A 17,066-nucleotide genomic window follows, 5' to 3' on the forward strand; every position below is an offset into this window, starting at 1 on the left:
CCATGCCGAACTCAGAAGTGAAACGCCGTAGCGCCGATGGTAGTGTGGGGTCTCCCCATGCGAGAGTAGGGAACTGCCAGACATCAAATAAGTGAAAAGGCCATCCGAAAGGATGGCCTTTTTGCATTTATACGCGGAAATCAACCGGAACTGTATCCGGCATATATATATTTAATGGATAACCTGCGATAAAAACGCGCGAGTGCGTTCCGATTTGGGGTGAGCAAAAAACTCATCCGGTGGTGCCTGTTCCACAATCTCGCCAAGATCCATAAAGATCACCCGGTCAGCTACTGTGCGGGCAAAGCCCATTTCATGGGTTACACATAGCATGGTCATGCCCGATTGCGCCAGACCTATCATGGTATCCAGCACTTCTTTTACCATTTCAGGATCCAACGCTGATGTGGGTTCATCAAATAACATGATTTTGGGTTTCATACACAGCGAGCGTGCAATGGCCACGCGCTGTTGTTGTCCACCAGAGATTTGCCCGGGATATTTATGTGCATGTTCGGCAATGCGGACCCGCTCAAGGTAGTGCATTGCCAGTACTTCAGCCTCTTTTTTCGGCATCTTTTGCACCCAGATAGGCGCCAGCGTGCAGTTTTGCAAGACAGTTAAATGAGGAAAGAGATTAAAGTGCTGAAAGACCATGCCAACTTCTTGTCGGACGCGCTCAATATTGCGGATGTCTTCATTGAGCTCAATCCCATCCACTATTATGCGTCCTTGCTGATGTTCTTCCAGATGGTTAATACAGCGGATAGTTGTCGATTTACCCGAACCGGAAGGCCCGCATAATACGATGCGCTCTCCCTGTTTTACCTTCAGGTTGATGTTTTTCAGGACATGAAACTGTCCGTACCATTTGTTGACGTTTTCCAGCGTAATCATCGCGTCGGTAGACGGCATTAATAATTGGCTCATAAATTCCTCAGTGCGGTGTACGCCCGGTGTTAAAACGTTTTTCCAGATGCTGGCTGTAACGCGACATACTGAAACAGAAGATCCAGTAAATCAGTGCAGCGAAAACATATCCTTCTGTCGACATACCCAGCCACGCAGGGTCCACAGTTGCCTGCTGCACGCTACTGAAGAGATCAAACAGACCGATGATGATGACCAGGCTGGTATCCTTGAACAGGGCGATAATCGTGTTAACCAGACCCGGGATAACCAGCTTGAGGGCTTGCGGAAGAATGACCAGCCCCTGAGTTTTCCAGTACCCTAGCGCCAGTGATTCCGCGGCCTCATACTGACCTTTCGGTAGGGCCTGTAACCCTCCGCGAACCACTTCTGCGACATAGGCCGACTGGAAAAGAATAACGCCGACCAGCGCCCGGATAAGCTTGTCGATACTGGTTCCTTCGGACATAAACAGAGGAAGCATGACCGAGGACATAAACAGAACGGTAATCAACGGTACACCGCGCCAGAACTCAATGAAAATGACGGATAAAACCCGCACGACTGGCATATGGGAACGACGTCCCAACGCCAGTAAAATGCCCCATGGAAGCGCGCCTGCAATCCCCACGGATGCAATAATAAGCGTCAGTGTTAATCCACCCCACTGCCGGGTTTCTACGCGTTCAATCCCGAAAAAACCACCGTACATCAGCCACCAGACGACAAGCGGATATATGACTGCCCAGATGGCGATATAACGGCCTCGGTGGGGAATGGTTTTCCAGAACATCGGAACAATAGAAACCAGACCAATTATCAGGGCCAGATTTACACGCCAACGCTGATCGTGTGGATAAAGCCCATACATGAATTGCCCGAAGCGTTCATGGATAAACACCCAGCAGGCTCCCGCTTTGGTACAGTCTGCCCGGGTAGAACCGACCCAGTTGGCCTGAAAGAATACCCAGTTCAACAGTGGCGGGAGAAATGACCAAATCAGCCATACGCATAGCAGGGTGAGCAGGCTATTTGACCAACTGGAGAACAGGTTTTTACGCACCCAGAGTAGACTGCGGCTTGCCGGATTACTGCGCTGGCGCGAGGGGTGAGACAGCAGTGCTTTTGTCATCATGGCTCCTTAGCGCTCAATCAGTGCAATACGGCGGTTATAAATATTCATCAGCAAAGAAATACTCAGACTGATGATCAGGTATACCGACATGGTGATGGCGATCGTTTCAATGGCTTGCCCTGTTTGATTGAGTACCGTGCCGGCAAACAGTGAAACCATGTCCGGATAACCAATGGCGGCCGCAAGAGAAGAGTTCTTGACGATATTCAGGTACTGGCTGGTCAGTGGGGGAATGATGACGCGTAGCGCCTGTGGGATGATTACCTGGCGTAGCGTCACCGGATTTGGCAGACCCAGCGAGCGTGCGGCTTCATGTTGGCCGTAAGGAACGGCCTGAATGCCCGCCCGAATAATTTCTGCAATAAATGCCGAGGTATATACCGAAAGCGCCAGAGTCAATGCCGCCAGTTCAGGAATAAGCACCATACCGCCACGGAAGTTAAAACCACGGAGCGCGGGAATATCCCAGTGAAGCGCAGCGCCAAACATCCACTGTGAAATCACCGGTAAAAGTACGATCAACGCCAGAGCTGTGGGCCAGGTCCGACGTAGCTGACCGGTTTTGGTCTGATGCATTCTGTTGAAGCGAAATAATCCGATGGTGACGACGATAGCGATAACGACAGCGGTGCAAAAGGCAAAAAAACCTTCTCCCATTTGCGGGGCCGGAATATAGAGCCCCCGGTTACTCAGGAACATCAAATCCAGCGCGTTAACGGCCTGGCGTGGGCCGGGCAGATTACGTAATACGGCGAAATACCAGAAGAAGATCTGCAGCAGCGGCGGTATATTGCGGAACGTTTCGATGTAGATCGTCGAGAGCTTTCGCAATAACCAGTTATCTGACAGGCGTGCTAGTCCGAGAAAGAAACCGAGAATTGATGCGAAAACAATGCACAGTGCTGAAACTAACAGAGTATTGAGCAGGCCGACCACAAAGACACGACCATACGTATCGCCTTGCTCGTAATCGATCAGATGCTGGACAATGCCAAATCCGGCGCTGCGATCGAGAAAAGAAAACCCCGAGGTAATACCGCTATTGTTCAGGTTATTTATCGTGTTATGAATGAGATAGACCGCAATGCTGATAACCGCAATGACGGCGAGTATTTGAAATAACCAGGCGCGGACCGCAGGGTTAGAAAAGGATAACGATCCTTTTACGGTTGAGCGGCGATGGAACATAAGAAAACCTCAGTAACTATGACTCTGGGCTGAGCGCCGCAGTTGCGGCGCCCGTTACATCACTACGCATTAGCGCACCGGTGGCGCATACTGAATGCCACCGTTATTCCAGAGGTTGTTCTGTCCACGTTTGATCTTCAGCGGACTTTCCGATCCAACGTTACGTTCAAAGATCTCCGAATAGTTACCAACCTGCTTGATAATGTTGTAGGCCCATTTGTTATCAAGCTTCAGATCCTTGCCATAATCCCCTTCTTTACCCAACAGGTGTGCCATATCCGGTGTTGCTGGATTAGCCGCTTTTTCATCGACGTTTTTCGAGTTAACACCCATTTCTTCCGCATTTAGCATGGCGAACAGCGTCCAGCGAACAATGGAGAACCACTCATCGTCCCCACGACGTACGACAGGTCCCAGCGGTTCTTTAGAAATAACTTCTGGCAGGACGATCCATTCCGCAGGATTGCTCAGCTTGATGCGTAGGGCATACAGCTGAGACTGGTCGGAAGCCAGCGTATCACAACGTCCAGATTCCAGAGCCTTGGCTGATTCATCCGAACGGTCAAAGGTGACAGGGGTGTACTTCATCTTATTGGCTTTAAAGTAGTCGGCCACGTTTAGTTCGGTATCGGTTCCCGCCTGAATACAGACCGTTGCACCATCCAGCTCTTTAGCGCTCTTCAGGCCTGCTTTATTGTGGGTAAGAAAGCCAATGCCGTCGTAATACGTTACACCAGTGAAGGACATGCCCATACCGGCATCACGAGAAGAGGTCCACGTGGTATTACGAGAGAGCATGTCGACTTCACCAGACTGTAATGCGGTAAAGCGTTCCTTGGCGGTGAGCGGGGTATATTTTACTTTGCTATCATCGCCAAATACGGCGGAGGCAACGCCACGACATACATCAACATCAATACCCGAGAACTTGCCGCTTGCATCGGCGTAAGAAAAGCCAGGCAAGCCGTCGCTGATCCCACATTGCACAAACCCTTTTTTCTTTACGGCATCAAGTGTTGCGCCGGCATGTGCCTGATTTGCAACAGCAAGCAGCACACCGGCCGCAGCCAGGCTGGCGATTATCATCTTTTTCATAGAGCATCCTGTGTGGAGGAATTATTGTTATGGAAACGTTCTGAAAACGTCTTTTACCTGTCTGTGGCTTTGGCCATACTCTTTTAAGCAAAGGTAGTGCCAGTTTTTTGCGCCTGATTATTCGACGCAATATGCAGAGTGTAGACAGGAAAAAATAAATGCAGCGCCCTGAAGTGGTGCAAAATTGAAACGTAAGCCACATTTCGGCGCAAAAAATTTAAAAATCAGACAGGACGCGTGATAACGATTTCTGGCGTTAATATTAATGGCGTGAGAATAATGAAAAGAAAATGCGGTGTTACGAAAAACAGAAAAAATGCTAATTTCAAATCGCGGATGTGTGAGTGAAATCTATAATAATTTTATTACATGTCAGGTTCTATTAAGCAACGTTTTGTCTTATATGTAGATTTTATGCTTATTGCTAAAAGCGCGGTAATAACCGCGCTTTTAATATGATTTATTTGGTCAGGGCGACAATCCCAAGCGTCAGTCCGGCAACGGCTGCAGCACCACCGGCGATGGCTCCAGCTGTTTCCCAGTTATCCTGGGTGGTGCCTTTCATACAGGTATTGGTATGAACCAGGCGTCCCTGATCGTCGTATACAGGTACGCAAGGAGAATCGTGTGCACAGCCAGCCAGGAATGCGGTAAGCAGTGCAACGGATATTAATCTTTTCATGGTGTTACCTCAAAAATAAGCGTTTCGCTAATCGAGCAAAGACAAACGCTAAGCCATCTGCGAACTCGGCGATTATTTTACCACTTCTTAAAAAAGGACTGACATGAGGAATAATCTCAATTCATGTGGATTGTAAAAATAATGGATAAAAAGAAAGGTCGCGGGGGCGTTTAAAGGAATGCTTTAAATGAAATAAATGGCTATCTTATTAATAAATAAAGAGGCGTAACATGGGTGAAAAAGGCGTCCGTAGACGCCTTTATTTTACAAATTAATCGTTGTGCCGACTAAAACGCCGTCTTACGACAACAAAGAAGACGGGGACGAAGAAGATAGCCAACAATGTTGCGGTCAGCATTCCTCCCATAACACCTGTACCGACCGCATTCTGCGCACCACTACCTGCACCGTGACTGATAACCAGAGGCATAACCCCCAGAATAAAGGCCAGGGATGTCATCAGGATAGGACGAAGACGCATGCGCGATGCCTCCAGCGTCGCTTCAATCAACCCCTTGCCTTCTTTATCCATCAGGTCTTTGGCAAACTCGACGATCAGGATGGCGTTCTTAGCCGAGAGGCCGATTGTGGTTAGTAAGCCAACCTGGAAATACACATCGTTATTCATCCCACGCAGTGATGCTGCTAACAATGCGCCCACAACACCGAGCGGTACAACCAGCATCACCGAGAAAGGAATAGACCAGCTTTCATACAATGCGGCAAGGCAAAGGAAGACAACGATTAGCGAGATGGCATACAGCGCAGGTGCCTGGTTACCCGACAGCCTTTCCTGATAGGACATCCCCGTCCAGTCATGACCAATACCGTTTGGCAGTTTTTCCGCCAGGCTTTCCATCAGCGCCATTGCTTCACCGGTACTTCTGCCAGGCGCTGCTTCTCCCAGCAGTTCCATAGAAGGCATACCGTTATAGCGCTCCAAGCGCGGTGAGCCGTAGATCCAGTGTGCGGAACTGAACGTGGAGAACGGAACCATTTCGCCATTGGCGCTACGAACATACAGATTATTGATGTCCTCCGGTAACATACGGAACTTGGCATCGGCTTGTACGTACACTTTTTTCACGCGTCCACGGTCAATGAAGTCATTGACGTAATAGCCGCCCAGCGCAGCTGAGATAGTTTCGTTGATATCAGACAGTGAGACACCAAGCGCTTGCGCTTTCTCCTGATCGACATCCAGCTTGAACTGTGCGGTATCCTCGAGCCCGTTTGGACGCACACGAACCAGCAGGTCAGGGTGTTTGGCAACCATGCCCAGCAGTTGGTTACGTGCCTGGGTTAGCGCAGCATGCCCCAACCCGCCCTGGTCAATCAGCTCGAAGTCGAAGCCCGTCGCGGTACCCAGTTCAACGATGGCTGGCATGTTGAAAGGGAACACCAGACCATCACGAATCTGACTAAACGCTCGGGTAGCGCGGGCGATAATTGATTCAACGTTATTTTCGTTACCGCTACGTTCTTCCCAGGGCTTGAGGCTGACGAACGCCATCCCTGAGTTTTGCCCCTGGCCGCTGAAGCTAAAGCCGTTAACCGTAAAGACGCTTTCAACGTTGGCTTTTTCATTGTTCAGGTAGTAGTGGGTGACCTGATCCAGCACCTTCTGGGTGCGTTCTTGCGTGGCGCCTGCAGGAAGTTGAATCATCGTCAGGAAGACGCCCTGATCTTCCTCTGGCAGGAAGGAGGTTGGCAGGCGCATAAACAGCACCGCCATCCCGATGACGATTATCAGGTAGACGACCAGGTAACGCCCGGTTTTACGCACAATACCGCTGACGCTATTGGTGTAATGATTGACGCTGTGATCGAATTTGGCGTTGAACCAGCCAAAGAAACCGCTTCTTTTCTCGTGATGTTCAGCTGATACCGGCTTCAGCAACGTTGCACAAAGTGCGGGAGTCAGGATCAGCGCGACCAGTACTGAAAGCGCCATGGCGGAAACGATGGTGATGGAAAACTGCCGATAGATAGCCCCGGTTGAACCGCCAAAGAAGGCCATCGGGATAAATACCGCAGACAGCACCATGGCGATACCAACCAGTGCTCCCTGTATTTGTGACATGGATTTTTCCGTCGCCTCTTTGGGCGGCAGATTATCCTCCATCATCACGCGTTCCACGTTTTCCACCACCACTATCGCATCATCGACCAATAGACCGATGGCGAGCACCATGCCGAACATCGTCAGGGTGTTTATTGAGTAGCCAAACGCAGCAAGCACGGCAAATGTGCCCAACAATACGACAGGTACGGCGATGGTCGGAATGAGCGTTGCCCGGATGTTTTGCAGGAATAAATACATGACCAGGAACACCAGCACGATCGCTTCAAACAGTGTTTTTACCACTTCATGAATGGAGATGGTTACAAATGGCGTCGTGTCGTACGGGTAGACCACCTTCATTCCCTGCGGGAAGAATGGTTGCAGTTCAACCAGCTTGGCTTTAATAGCGTTCGCGGTATCCAGCGCGTTTGCCCCAGTTGCCAGCTTGATCCCAAGGCCGGATGCAGGCTTACCGTTAATACGCGCCACGACGTTGTAGTTTTCCCCGCCTAACTCGATACGCGCGACGTCTTTCAGGTGAACAACCGAACCATCGCTGTTCACGCGTAAAGTCACTTTGCCGAACTCTTCAGGGTCTTTCAGTCGCGTTTGCGCAATGATAGAAGCGTTAAGCTGCTGGTTAGGTAATGCAGGCGTCCCCCCTAACTGACCTGCGGCAATCTGATCGTTCTGTACCTTCAACTGATTGATCACATCAACCGGCGTGAGCTGATATTTGTTCAATAAGTTTGCATCCAGCCAGATGCGCATGGCGTACTGTGCACCAAACAGTTGCACGTCACCCACGCCATTCAGACGGCTGATTGAGTCTTTAACGTTCGAGGCGACGTAGTCGGAAATGTCATCCTGTGTGGTTTGTGGGTTGTCAGAAACAAAACCCGCAACCATCAAAAAGCTGCTGCTGGATTTCTCGACGCTGATCCCTTGCTGCTGAACTTCTTGCGGCAGTAGCGGAGTGGCGAGCTGCAGTTTATTTTGCACCTGCACTTGCGCGATATCGGGATCGGTACCGGACTGGAAAGTCAGTGTAATAGTCACACTCCCGGCCGAGTCGCTGGTGGAGGACATATACATCAGGTTATCGATACCATTCATATTCTGTTCGATAACCTGTGTGACTGTATCCTGAACCGTCTGTGCATCTGCACCAGGGTAGGTGGCAGAAATAGCGACCGCAGGAGGCGCAATGGTCGGGTACTGTGCCACGGGCAGTTGCATGATTGCCAGAGCACCCGCCATCATCAGAATGATAGCCAATACCCAGGCAAAGATAGGACGCCTGATAAAAAAGTTAGCCATGTCCGGTTACCTTATTGGGCTTTCGTGGCAGGGGTTTCGGTATCGGCGGTTGCTTTAACCTGAACGCCTGGACGTGCTTTCTGTAAGCCACTCACGATAACTTTGTCACCCGGTTGCAGGCCTTCGCTGATGAGCCACTTGTCACCAATAGCTTGTGCGGCAACGACTGCGCGAGACTCAACCTGACTCTTGCCGTTAACGACCATTACGGTGGCATCGCCGCGAGGTGTACGCGTTACCCCCTGCTGCGGAACGAGAATGGCATTTGGCTGGACGCCTTCATCAATGCGTGCGCGCACAAACATGCCCGGCAACAGCGTGTGCTGTGGGTTAGGGAACACGGCTCTGAGGGTGATTGAGCCGGTGCTTTCATCAACCGTCACATCAGAAAACTGCAAAGAGCCTTTTAGCGGGTATGACTGACCATTTTCCATCACCAGTTCGACAGTACTGCTGGCGCTGTCTTTATGCAGACTCCCTTGTTCAACGGACTGTTTGAGGCGCATAAAGTCGTTACTGGACTGTGTCACATCGACGTAAATGGGATCGAGCTGTTGAACGGTAGCAAGCTCTGTAGCCTGGCCATTCGTGACTAATGCACCTTCGGTGACGTTAGATTTACCGATGCGTCCGCTAATTGGCGATGTCACTTTGGTGTAGGCCAGATTGATACGCGCGCTTTCGACCGCCGCTTTTGCCGCGATCACGGAGGCATCGGCCTGACGAGCATCAGCAATTGCCTGATCGTACTCTTGCTGGCTGATGTACTTGGTGCCAACCAACGGCACATAGCGTTTCACCGTTAAATGCGCGATTGCAGCCGCCGCTTCACTCTTCGCCAGTTCACCTTTGGCGCTGTCATAGTCAGCCTGATAAGTCGCGGGATCGATCTGATAAAGTGACTGTCCGGCTTCAATATCGCTTCCCTCAGTGAAATTCCGTTTAAGCACTATCCCGCTGACCTGGGGACGAACTTCTGCAATTCGGAATGCCGTTGTGCGCCCGGGTAATTCGGTCGTTACGGCTAAAGGAGCCTTTTCGACGATATGGACAGTCACCTGCGGTTCTGCGGGATGAGCTTGTGTTTCTCCCTGATCGTTACAACCGGCGAGTAATGCAGCGGAGACGATGATGAATGAGGGCAGGAGTGAAAACCTGGCATTTTTCGTCATTTCTATTCCTTAAAAAACCGAACGCTCGTTATTAACCGGGTAAAGCAGGGGGCGATAACGCGCACAAGAAAAATAATAGTTGGCTATCCTACAAATTATTAGCTTGCGATGTAAGCAATACTTATTTATAGGCACGATACACGGCACGTAAAAGCAAAAAAAGATTAATCGACAGCTGTTTCATTGTGGTGTTAATAGCAATACTATGATTCGCATAAACACAAATTGAAATAAGCATTTGGTTTGTGAATATATTGTTTGTTGGCATTCGTTTTGTTTATTCGTGTGCAAAGTCCGTAATAATATTTTTTAGAACTCGTTTAAATAAATGCTAAGTGATACATTTGTTCCGTATCGCAAATATTAGATAAGAAAGTTAATCATTCTCTACTCTACCTCAGACAGTCGGAACCATGGCCAGAAAAACGAAAGCTGATGCCCTCAAAACGCGGCAGCACCTGATAGAAACGGCAATTGTACAGTTTGCCGCACGTGGCGTAAGCAATACGACGCTAAACGACATTGCGGATGCTGCCAGCGTGACGCGTGGCGCGCTCTATTGGCATTTCGAAAATAAAACTCAACTGTTTAATGAGCTATGGTTACAACAACCACCTTTACGCGATCTTATTCAGGACAAGCTAATTGGTCGTTGGGGTGATAACCCTTTACAGCGATTGCGAGAAAAGTTTGTGGTGGGGTTACAATATATTGCAGAGAACCCTCGTCAGCAGGCATTAATGCAGATTTTATATCATAAGTGTGAATTTCATAACGATATGATATCTGAGCAGGCTATTCGCGATAAAATAGGTATCAGTCATCATAGCATTCGTGATTCCCTGCAAAAGTGTGTCGATGACAATTTGATTGCCACCACTCTTGATTTAGATGTCATCATCATTATTCTGCACGGTAGTTTTAGCGGAATTATAAAAAACTGGTTAATGAATCCAGTGAGTTATGATCTATATGGGCAAGCTCCAGTATTAGTTGATAATGTACTAAAAATGTTAAGCCCAGACGGTAGCGTCATGCAATTAATGCAGAGTGAAAACCAGGTAGGATAGTTTTTACCGCCAGGGGCTGACGGCTGTCGAAGTGTTATCTGAGGTGCTATTCGAGGTCGACGCAGTTGACCAGCTTAAGGGGATTCACTGAGTTCATATTCCGGCACTTGTCGTGCTCTGTTGTCATCAGCTCTATCCATTGGATGAGCAGCGCATCAAAAAGAAAAACGAAGACCGCAAAAACAACCAGCCACCAATACTTGCGAATCATTCCTAAACCCTGTGTATTCATGCCCAAGTGTGCAGGGAATATACACGAAATTTTTAAGCTGAAAAGCAGACTTACAATGCCTTTACTTTGTTGAAAGATCGCCACTCCTTGCCGTCAATCGACTCTTTTTAGACAGGTTTTTTGTCTTACGTTTTTTCACCTTGGCAAGCTCAATTTCTGAAAAATGAGAACCGATACTCAGTCTTCTGAGTCCCATTTTTACGTATTCAGTATTGATCTCAATCCCGACAAACTTGCGACCCAATTCCACGGCGGTAGCTCCGGTGGTGAAGCTGCCGGCAAACGGATCCAGTACCTTGTCATCTGGGTTCGAGGACGCCAGAATTATACGCTCCAGGAGGGCTTTGGGTTTCTGGGTGGGGTGGTTTTCGTATTCGTCCATCAGATAGCGTACGCGTGGGAACTCCCAGACATTGCCCGGCACTTTTTTCTGATTGTAGGGCTGCGGCGGGTTTTTTCTGTAGTCTATTAGCGCGCGTTTAGCGCCAGTTTTGGCTTCAACCAGAATATCGTCACGATTAAATGTGTAGTTTTTCTGATCTTTTACCATCATCAGGATCGGTTCATACATCGAACCAAAGTAATTTTTGGCCTGTACTCCTGAGCTATCGTATGACCACACGATACGACTCTTGATGGTAAAAAGCGGGCGGCATTTGAGATCGATGTACGGCATGTTCTCCGTACTGTTCATGATGTACATGGTGCCGTGTGGTTTGAGGATGCGATGGCACTCGTCGATGCACTCAAACAACCACGCCAGAAAGGTCTCTTCGTCCCAGGATTCAACCATCCCGTCAAAGTCTTTCCCGATGTTATAAGGAGGGTCAGCAAAAATGAGTTCGACGCTTTCAGACGGCAGTTTTTTCAGTTCAGTTAGCGCATCGCCCAGGATTATCTTTTTAGATTCATCGCCAAAATAGACAGGTTCACATCTCGCGTTCATCGCCAAAGCCTCCCGTGTGACGTCAATAAAAAAGGCGCTTCCCCATGCCGAGTAGCGCCTTTTAAAACAAACATTTAACTGATTAGTATCAGTTCATGCCGTATTTTTTCAGTTTTTTACGCAGCGTACCACGGTTGATGCCCATCATCAGGGCAGCACGGGTCTGGTTACCGCGGGTGTATTGCATCACCATGTCCAACAGGGGCTGTTCTACTTCAGCCAGTACCAGCTCATAGAGATCATTCACATCCTGACCATTCAATTGAGCAAAATAGTTCTTCAGTGCCTGTTTAACCGAGTCACGCAGGGGCTTTTGAGTTACCTGGTCCTGAGAGTTAACGGTAGAAACGGTCAGTACGTCAGAATTTACGCGTTGTTCGAACATAGTTCTGTCAGCTCTTTATTTCTGTTTACGCAAAATTTTCGAAGTATGCCTCCAACGCCGCCAGCTGTTCGCTGGAATCTTCAATGGCGTTGAATGTGCGCCGAAACTGGTCATCCGGAGCGTGTTCCTGGAGATACCAGGATACGTGTTTACGCGCAATTCGGTACCCTTTTGCCTGACCATAAAAGTCGTGCAGTTCCCGAATATGCGCACAAAGCAAGCGCTTCACCTCTGCCAGAGGCAGCGGGGGCAGCAGCTCCCCAGTGTCCAGATAATGCTGGATTTCCCGAAAGATCCAGGGTCTTCCCTGAGCTGCACGTCCTATCATCAGGGCATCCGCCCCCGTATAGTCGAGTACAGCTCTGGCTTTATGCGGGTCAGTAATGTCGCCATTCGCGATAATCGGAATGGAAACTTTCTGCTTAACTGCCCGAATACTGTCGTACTCAGCATCTCCATTGAACAAACAGGCGCGGGTGCGTCCATGAATGGTCAGAGCCTGAATGCCACAGTCTTCAGCCAGTTGGGCAATCTCTACGCAGTTACGGTGTTCCGGAGCCCAGCCGGTGCGAATCTTGAGTGTGACAGGAACGTCCACTGCATTGACGACCTCGGTTAGTATCGATTTCACTAAATCCGGGTACTGCAAGAGGGCTGAACCTGCGAGCTTGCGATTCACTTTTTTAGCCGGACACCCCATATTGATATCAATAATCTGGGCGCCGCTTTCCACGTTAATACGTGCGGCATCGGCCATCTCAACAGGGTCGCTACCGGCAATTTGCACCGTGCGAATTCCTGGCTCATCAACGTGCACCATCCGTAAACGAGACTTGTCACTTTCCCAAACCTGCGGGTTAGAAGACATCATCTCGGATACTGTCAATCCTGCTCCCATCTCATAGCACAGCGTCCTGAATGGTCTGTCAGTGATGCCAGCCATAGGTGCTGCGATCAGGCGATTTCTGAGCTGGTATTGTCCGATGCGCATGAGTTAAGAAATGACCATACTGTGACTGCAAGGCGGCGTATATTACGCATTTTTCGCACGAGATGAAAGGCCAAACTTTGACCAATCCACTGAGGTGGATCAATGAATTGCCGTAAATGTGAACGCATGAAAATATTTAATCATATAAATCATCGCATTATAAAAATGTGTCGATTTTATATACACATATAATTTTGCGTAACTTCTCATTTTTTCTTCAGCTGCAGACGGTACTGACAAGATATTCTGCTGAATTAATCAGCAAATTACCTCGTCATTGTGTGATCGCTACCTCATTTTAGTACAGGATCTCGGTATCCCCAGAATAGCTGTCCGTAATCTTGCGTTCATTCAACGGCTGCAGCGGGCGATTGTTTGCCGTCCCAACAATGTAGTGGAATTTATCCATCTGTTCGGCAGAAAGAGCAACAGGCGTTTTCAGGACAGTCCAGGTGACGCCTTCGGTGCAGGGAGGCGTTGTTAACGAACCACGGTAGCGCCAGTAGGTTTTATTGTCGGGTAAAAGCTGGTGGATATCGACCGGCGAGAAGATGGCCATGCTGCTGTCCTCCATGGTTGGAAAGGACTCCCACAAATTTTGAATCGCCTGGTTTGGTTCGCCGATATCAAACATAACCGCCACGATAGCGATGTCTCCGGATTGATTTTTGTGGACCAGCTGCAGCTCCAGCGGATAGGTTTTACCGTTGAGGGTATGTTCGCTCGGGGCATGAAAATCAAATTGTTTTAAATAATAAAGCGTTTCATCAATTTCAATAGAATTAGATGCGTAGCTACTCATCGTTGCTTGCAACGTATGGTTAATGCTCCGAAATCTAGTTGGGCCATCGACGTACTGCATGTTCAGCGCGGGGAGACCGAGTTTACTGGTTGTGGTGGTCTGGATGTCTATGGGGGATTGGTTTATGCCTGTCTGGCACGTTGCATACGCTTTGCTGATTTCTCCCCACCGTGCTGGGCCGTTTTCTTCGGTATATCCCCATGGTACGGCCAGCGTGGTCAGTGGCGTCATGCATGCTGCCAGCAAAGTTGTTGTAAAACAGTTGAAACGCATACGTTTACTCAACGAAAATCAATATAAAAAATAACAAAATCAATTGATTATTATATCGCTGAGGAAAGTGTCGGTATGCTGGTCAATTGTCTGAAAATGGCGTGGTCAGATAACCACGCCGGAAGGGATTATTTTTTCTGGCCGGTAATGCGACACCACTCTTCTTTCTCGATAACCGGATCGAGCGTAAAGAGATCGGCATAGGCTTCACAGACGCTTTCCGCCTGGCTGGCAAGAATACCAGAAAGCCCCAGCAAACCGCCCTCAACGGGCAGTACGCTGATTAACGGAGCCAGTTCACGTAATGGGCCAGCAAGGATGTTGGCGACCACCACGTCGGCTTTCATCGCCTCTGGCTGGTCTTTCGGCAGATAAAGCTCCAGACGCTCAGAAACACCATTACGCTGGGCGTTATCACGGCTGGCCTGAATCGCTTGCGGGTCGATATCCACGCCAATGGCTTTCGCCGCACCCAGCTTCAGTGCCGCAATAGCAAGAATGCCGGAGCCGCAGCCAAAGTCGATAACCGTTTTACCGTTAAGATCAAGACCGTCCAGCCATTGCAGGCACAGAGAGGTAGTGGGGTGCGTGCCTGTACCAAACGCCAGACCCGGGTCCAGCATCACGTTGACAGCATTCTCATCCGGGACATCGCGCCAGCTTGGGCAAATCCACAGACGTTCACCAAAGCGCATCGGGTGGAAGTTATCCATCCATTCGCGTTCCCAGTCTTTGTCTTCGAGCTGTTCGATTTTATGCGCGAAGCCTTCACCCAGCAGCGGATGCTGTTCCAGGATAGCAACTACTTCTTTCATGTCGGTTTCTGCATCGAACAAGCCGATAACGTCGGTATCACCCCACAGGCGAGTCTCGCCCGGCAGAGGTTCAAATACCGGCGTATCATGCGTATCCTGGAAAGTAATGGAAACGGAGCCCGCTTCCATCAGTGCATCGCTCAACTCTTCAGCGTTGGCACCGGTCGTGTTCAGTTTCAGTTGGATCCATGGCATGGCAAAACTCTTTATTTATCAGTAGTCAATATGGCGGCTTGCGGGACGGCGGAACCGAAACGGTTGCCTATCAGGAAAGCCAGCAAGCTTATCAGTAACGAGGGCACGATTGGGTGGAAGCCCAGGAACTGAACGTTAAAGGTGGCGAGTAGAGCATAAAGCACGCCGCCGACAATCATCGCGCTCAATGCGCCTGACGCGTTTGCCCGCTCCCAATAGAGGCCCAGCACCAGAGGCCACAGGAAGACGGCTTCCAGCCCGCCAAACGCCAGCAGATTCAGCCAGATAATCATCTCTGGCGGTTTCCAGGCGGCCAGCAACAGCAATGCGCCCAACAGCAGGGTAATCACTGCCGACATGCGTTTCAGCCGGGTTTCGTTTTCCAGCTGTTCCGGGCGAAGGTTCAGGTACAGATCCTTAATGATCGTAGCGGAACTTTGCAGCAATTGGGCATTGATCGTCGACATAATCGCAGCCATAGGTGCGGCGAGGAAAATCCCGGCAGCGACCGGCGGCAGGACTTTGACCATCAGCGTAGGGATTACCAGATCCGGTACCGTCAGGTCAGGGATTACCGCCCGTCCCAGAGCGCCCGCCAGATGCATACCAAACATCAGAATCGCCACCACGATGGTGCCGATGATAATGCCGCGGTGTACCGCTTTACTGTCTTTATAAGAGATACAGCGTACCGCCGTATGCGGCAGGCCAATCACGCCAAAGCATACCAGCACCCAGAATGAGGTCATAAACGTGGGTGACAAAATGTCATCAGCGCCCTGCGGCGAAACCAGTTTAGGATCGATAGTCTGCAGGGTTACCACCGCATTGCTGAGGCCACCGGCAGCATGAACAACGCCGACCAGCAAAACGATAGTACCAATCAGCATCACCATGCCCTGCATGGTGTCGTTCAACACGCTGGCGCGAAAGCCGCCGAACGCCGTGTATAACGCGATGCTGACGCCAAAAATCAGCAGACCGGTTTCGTAGGGGATACCCGCTGCGGTTTCCAGCAAACGTGCGCCGCCAATAAACTGTACGGTCATTGCCCCGACAAACGCGACCAACAGGCTGAGGCTTGCCAGCCATACCAGCAGGCGGCTCTGGTAGCGTGCAAATAGCATATCGTTGAGGGTAACAGCATTATAACGGCGTGCCAGAATGGCGAATTTCTTACCAAGAATCCCCAATGAGAGCCATACGGCGGGCAACTGGATCATCGCTAGCAGCACCCATCCCAGTCCGTATTTGTAAGCGGCACCAGGACCGCCAATAAACGAGCTGGCGCTAATGTAGGTTGCCGTTAGCGTCATCGCTAACACGACGCCGCCCATGGAGCGGCTGCCGAGGAAATATTCATTCAGGAAGGTACCGGTCGATCTCTTGCGCATGGCATAAACTGAGAGACCGAAGACCACCAGAAGATAGGCGACCAGCGGAAAAATAACTTCAAGCTGCATCGTCATCCTCCAACGGAATGTCGCGATAGATAAACTTCACCATCGCCCAGCACAGCACGATAAAAACCAGCGGCGTTAGCAGGCAGGCCATTTCGAACCAGTGCGGTAAGCCGGTAAAACCCAGCGTTGAATCTGGTAAGTAAGCGGCCACTAACCATGTGACCAGATATAAAAGGGTTAGCCACAGCGCCCAGCGCGCCTCTTTATGGGCCTGAACAAAACGAGCGTCCATTTTTTGTCCCTTGTGGATAAAGAAAGCGGGGATTGTACCTTATGGCACGTGCGGGAGGGGAGAAAAACAAAAGGCCGGAATTTCCGGCCTTTTCGG

16 protein-coding genes and 1 rRNA gene are annotated in these 17,066 nt (G+C 49.8%); 2 read left to right on the forward strand and 15 right to left on the reverse strand.

The genetic code is table 11. The features are described from left to right. A 5S ribosomal RNA gene (gene rrf, locus OGX90_RS23875) occupies positions 1 to 82 on the forward strand; the annotation flags it as partial. Positions 83 to 171: 89 nt separating this feature from the next. On the opposite strand, the gene OGX90_RS04300 is transcribed toward rrf, so the two are convergent. From OGX90_RS04300 to OGX90_RS04330, 7 genes are all read right to left on the reverse strand, one after another. Beyond that, complete coding sequence (locus OGX90_RS04300) at positions 172 to 930, reverse strand: amino acid ABC transporter ATP-binding protein (protein ID WP_212024792.1); 759 nt, start codon at positions 928 to 930, stop codon at positions 172 to 174. Between the two features lie 7 nt (positions 931 to 937). Then, positions 938 to 2,041, reverse strand: a complete 1,104-nt coding sequence (locus OGX90_RS04305; RefSeq protein WP_234692448.1) for an amino acid ABC transporter permease — start codon at positions 2,039 to 2,041, stop codon at positions 938 to 940. Between the two features lie 9 nt (positions 2,042 to 2,050). Continuing rightward, positions 2,051 to 3,232 carry an amino acid ABC transporter permease gene (locus tag OGX90_RS04310; RefSeq protein ID WP_003844801.1) on the reverse strand — a complete coding sequence of 394 codons (1,182 nt, stop codon included), beginning with the start codon at positions 3,230 to 3,232 and terminating at the stop codon, positions 2,051 to 2,053. A 69-nt stretch (positions 3,233 to 3,301) separates the two neighbouring features. Beyond that, positions 3,302 to 4,327 carry an amino acid ABC transporter substrate-binding protein gene (locus OGX90_RS04315; RefSeq protein ID WP_008785976.1) on the reverse strand — a complete coding sequence of 342 codons (1,026 nt, stop codon included), beginning with the start codon at positions 4,325 to 4,327 and terminating at the stop codon, positions 3,302 to 3,304. A gap of 460 nt (positions 4,328 to 4,787) precedes the next feature. Next, positions 4,788 to 5,009, reverse strand: a complete 222-nt coding sequence (locus OGX90_RS04320) for a lipoprotein (protein WP_003025292.1) — start codon at positions 5,007 to 5,009, stop codon at positions 4,788 to 4,790. Positions 5,010 to 5,280: 271 nt separating this feature from the next. After that, entirely contained in the window at positions 5,281 to 8,394 is a 3,114-nt protein-coding gene (locus tag OGX90_RS04325; protein ID WP_191235972.1) for an efflux RND transporter permease subunit, read from the reverse strand. A gap of 11 nt (positions 8,395 to 8,405) precedes the next feature. Then, the gene (locus OGX90_RS04330) at positions 8,406 to 9,566 is read right to left on the reverse strand and encodes an efflux RND transporter periplasmic adaptor subunit (RefSeq protein ID WP_234692445.1); all 1,161 of its coding nucleotides are present in this window, start codon (positions 9,564 to 9,566) and stop codon (positions 8,406 to 8,408) included. 413 nt (positions 9,567 to 9,979) lie between these two features. Here OGX90_RS04330 and envR point away from each other — a divergent pair, with 413 nt between their 5' ends. Beyond that, positions 9,980 to 10,636, forward strand: coding sequence for an acrEF/envCD operon transcriptional regulator (gene envR / locus OGX90_RS04335; RefSeq protein WP_153686713.1), 657 nt, complete (start codon positions 9,980 to 9,982; stop codon positions 10,634 to 10,636). A 46-nt stretch (positions 10,637 to 10,682) separates the two neighbouring features. Here envR and OGX90_RS04340 read toward each other — a convergent pair whose 3' ends face one another. The 8 genes from OGX90_RS04340 to OGX90_RS04375 form a co-directional block, all read right to left on the reverse strand. Then, a complete protein-coding gene (locus OGX90_RS04340) occupies positions 10,683 to 10,847 on the reverse strand; it encodes a DUF2556 family protein (RefSeq protein ID WP_003025279.1) in 165 nt (54 codons plus the stop codon). Positions 10,848 to 10,929: 82 nt separating this feature from the next. Further along, a complete protein-coding gene (gene yhdJ / locus OGX90_RS04345) occupies positions 10,930 to 11,814 on the reverse strand; it encodes an adenine-specific DNA-methyltransferase (protein WP_103284658.1) in 885 nt (294 codons plus the stop codon). Between the two features lie 88 nt (positions 11,815 to 11,902). Then, complete coding sequence (gene fis, locus OGX90_RS04350; protein WP_000462905.1) at positions 11,903 to 12,199, reverse strand: DNA-binding transcriptional regulator Fis; 297 nt, start codon at positions 12,197 to 12,199, stop codon at positions 11,903 to 11,905. Positions 12,200 to 12,224: 25 nt separating this feature from the next. After that, entirely contained in the window at positions 12,225 to 13,190 is a 966-nt protein-coding gene (gene dusB / locus OGX90_RS04355) for a tRNA dihydrouridine synthase DusB (RefSeq protein WP_008785970.1), read from the reverse strand. 298 nt (positions 13,191 to 13,488) lie between these two features. Then, positions 13,489 to 14,223: a carbonic anhydrase gene (locus OGX90_RS04360; protein ID WP_234692443.1), complete on the reverse strand. Its 735-nt coding sequence runs from the start codon at positions 14,221 to 14,223 to the stop codon at positions 13,489 to 13,491. 170 nt (positions 14,224 to 14,393) lie between these two features. Beyond that, positions 14,394 to 15,275: a 50S ribosomal protein L11 methyltransferase gene (gene prmA / locus OGX90_RS04365; protein WP_003025221.1), complete on the reverse strand. Its 882-nt coding sequence runs from the start codon at positions 15,273 to 15,275 to the stop codon at positions 14,394 to 14,396. 11 nt (positions 15,276 to 15,286) lie between these two features. Beyond that, on the reverse strand, positions 15,287 to 16,738 hold the full coding sequence (gene panF, locus OGX90_RS04370) for a sodium/pantothenate symporter (protein ID WP_020996361.1): 1,452 nt from the start codon (positions 16,736 to 16,738) through the stop codon (positions 15,287 to 15,289). Further along, on the reverse strand, positions 16,728 to 16,970 hold the full coding sequence (locus OGX90_RS04375; RefSeq protein WP_003828839.1) for a YhdT family protein: 243 nt from the start codon (positions 16,968 to 16,970) through the stop codon (positions 16,728 to 16,730). The genes panF and OGX90_RS04375 overlap by 11 nt, the downstream gene beginning before the upstream one ends. Positions 16,971 to 17,066: the final 96 nt, after the last annotated feature.

This window comes from Citrobacter sp. Cpo012, from assembly GCF_030333015.1.
Lineage (GTDB): Bacteria > Pseudomonadota > Gammaproteobacteria > Enterobacterales > Enterobacteriaceae > Citrobacter > Citrobacter portucalensis.

What these genes read in the sequence shown, in the direction of transcription:
- OGX90_RS04325 (WP_191235972.1), bottom strand. Translation starts at nt 8,394, where the DNA reads ATGGCTAACTTTTTTATCAGGCGTCCTATCTTTGCCTGGGTATTGGCT.
- panF (WP_020996361.1), bottom strand. Translation starts at nt 16,738, where the DNA reads ATGCAGCTTGAAGTTATTTTTCCGCTGGTCGCCTATCTTCTGGTGGTC.
- OGX90_RS04330 (WP_234692445.1), bottom strand. Translation starts at nt 9,566, where the DNA reads ATGACGAAAAATGCCAGGTTTTCACTCCTGCCCTCATTCATCATCGTC.
- envR (WP_153686713.1), top strand. Translation starts at nt 9,980, where the DNA reads ATGGCCAGAAAAACGAAAGCTGATGCCCTCAAAACGCGGCAGCACCTG.
- OGX90_RS04360 (WP_234692443.1), bottom strand. Translation starts at nt 14,223, where the DNA reads ATGACGCCACTGACCACGCTGGCCGTACCATGGGGATATACCGAAGAA.
- OGX90_RS04340 (WP_003025279.1), bottom strand. Translation starts at nt 10,847, where the DNA reads ATGATTCGCAAGTATTGGTGGCTGGTTGTTTTTGCGGTCTTCGTTTTT.
- fis (WP_000462905.1), bottom strand. Translation starts at nt 12,199, where the DNA reads ATGTTCGAACAACGCGTAAATTCTGACGTACTGACCGTTTCTACCGTT.
- OGX90_RS04320 (WP_003025292.1), bottom strand. Translation starts at nt 5,009, where the DNA reads ATGAAAAGATTAATATCCGTTGCACTGCTTACCGCATTCCTGGCTGGC.
- prmA (WP_003025221.1), bottom strand. Translation starts at nt 15,275, where the DNA reads ATGCCATGGATCCAACTGAAACTGAACACGACCGGTGCCAACGCTGAA.
- OGX90_RS04300 (WP_212024792.1), bottom strand. Translation starts at nt 930, where the DNA reads ATGAGCCAATTATTAATGCCGTCTACCGACGCGATGATTACGCTGGAA.
- OGX90_RS04305 (WP_234692448.1), bottom strand. Translation starts at nt 2,041, where the DNA reads ATGACAAAAGCACTGCTGTCTCACCCCTCGCGCCAGCGCAGTAATCCG.
- dusB (WP_008785970.1), bottom strand. Translation starts at nt 13,190, where the DNA reads ATGCGCATCGGACAATACCAGCTCAGAAATCGCCTGATCGCAGCACCT.
- OGX90_RS04375 (WP_003828839.1), bottom strand. Translation starts at nt 16,970, where the DNA reads ATGGACGCTCGTTTTGTTCAGGCCCATAAAGAGGCGCGCTGGGCGCTG.
- OGX90_RS04310 (WP_003844801.1), bottom strand. Translation starts at nt 3,232, where the DNA reads ATGTTCCATCGCCGCTCAACCGTAAAAGGATCGTTATCCTTTTCTAAC.
- OGX90_RS04315 (WP_008785976.1), bottom strand. Translation starts at nt 4,327, where the DNA reads ATGAAAAAGATGATAATCGCCAGCCTGGCTGCGGCCGGTGTGCTGCTT.
- yhdJ (WP_103284658.1), bottom strand. Translation starts at nt 11,814, where the DNA reads ATGAACGCGAGATGTGAACCTGTCTATTTTGGCGATGAATCTAAAAAG.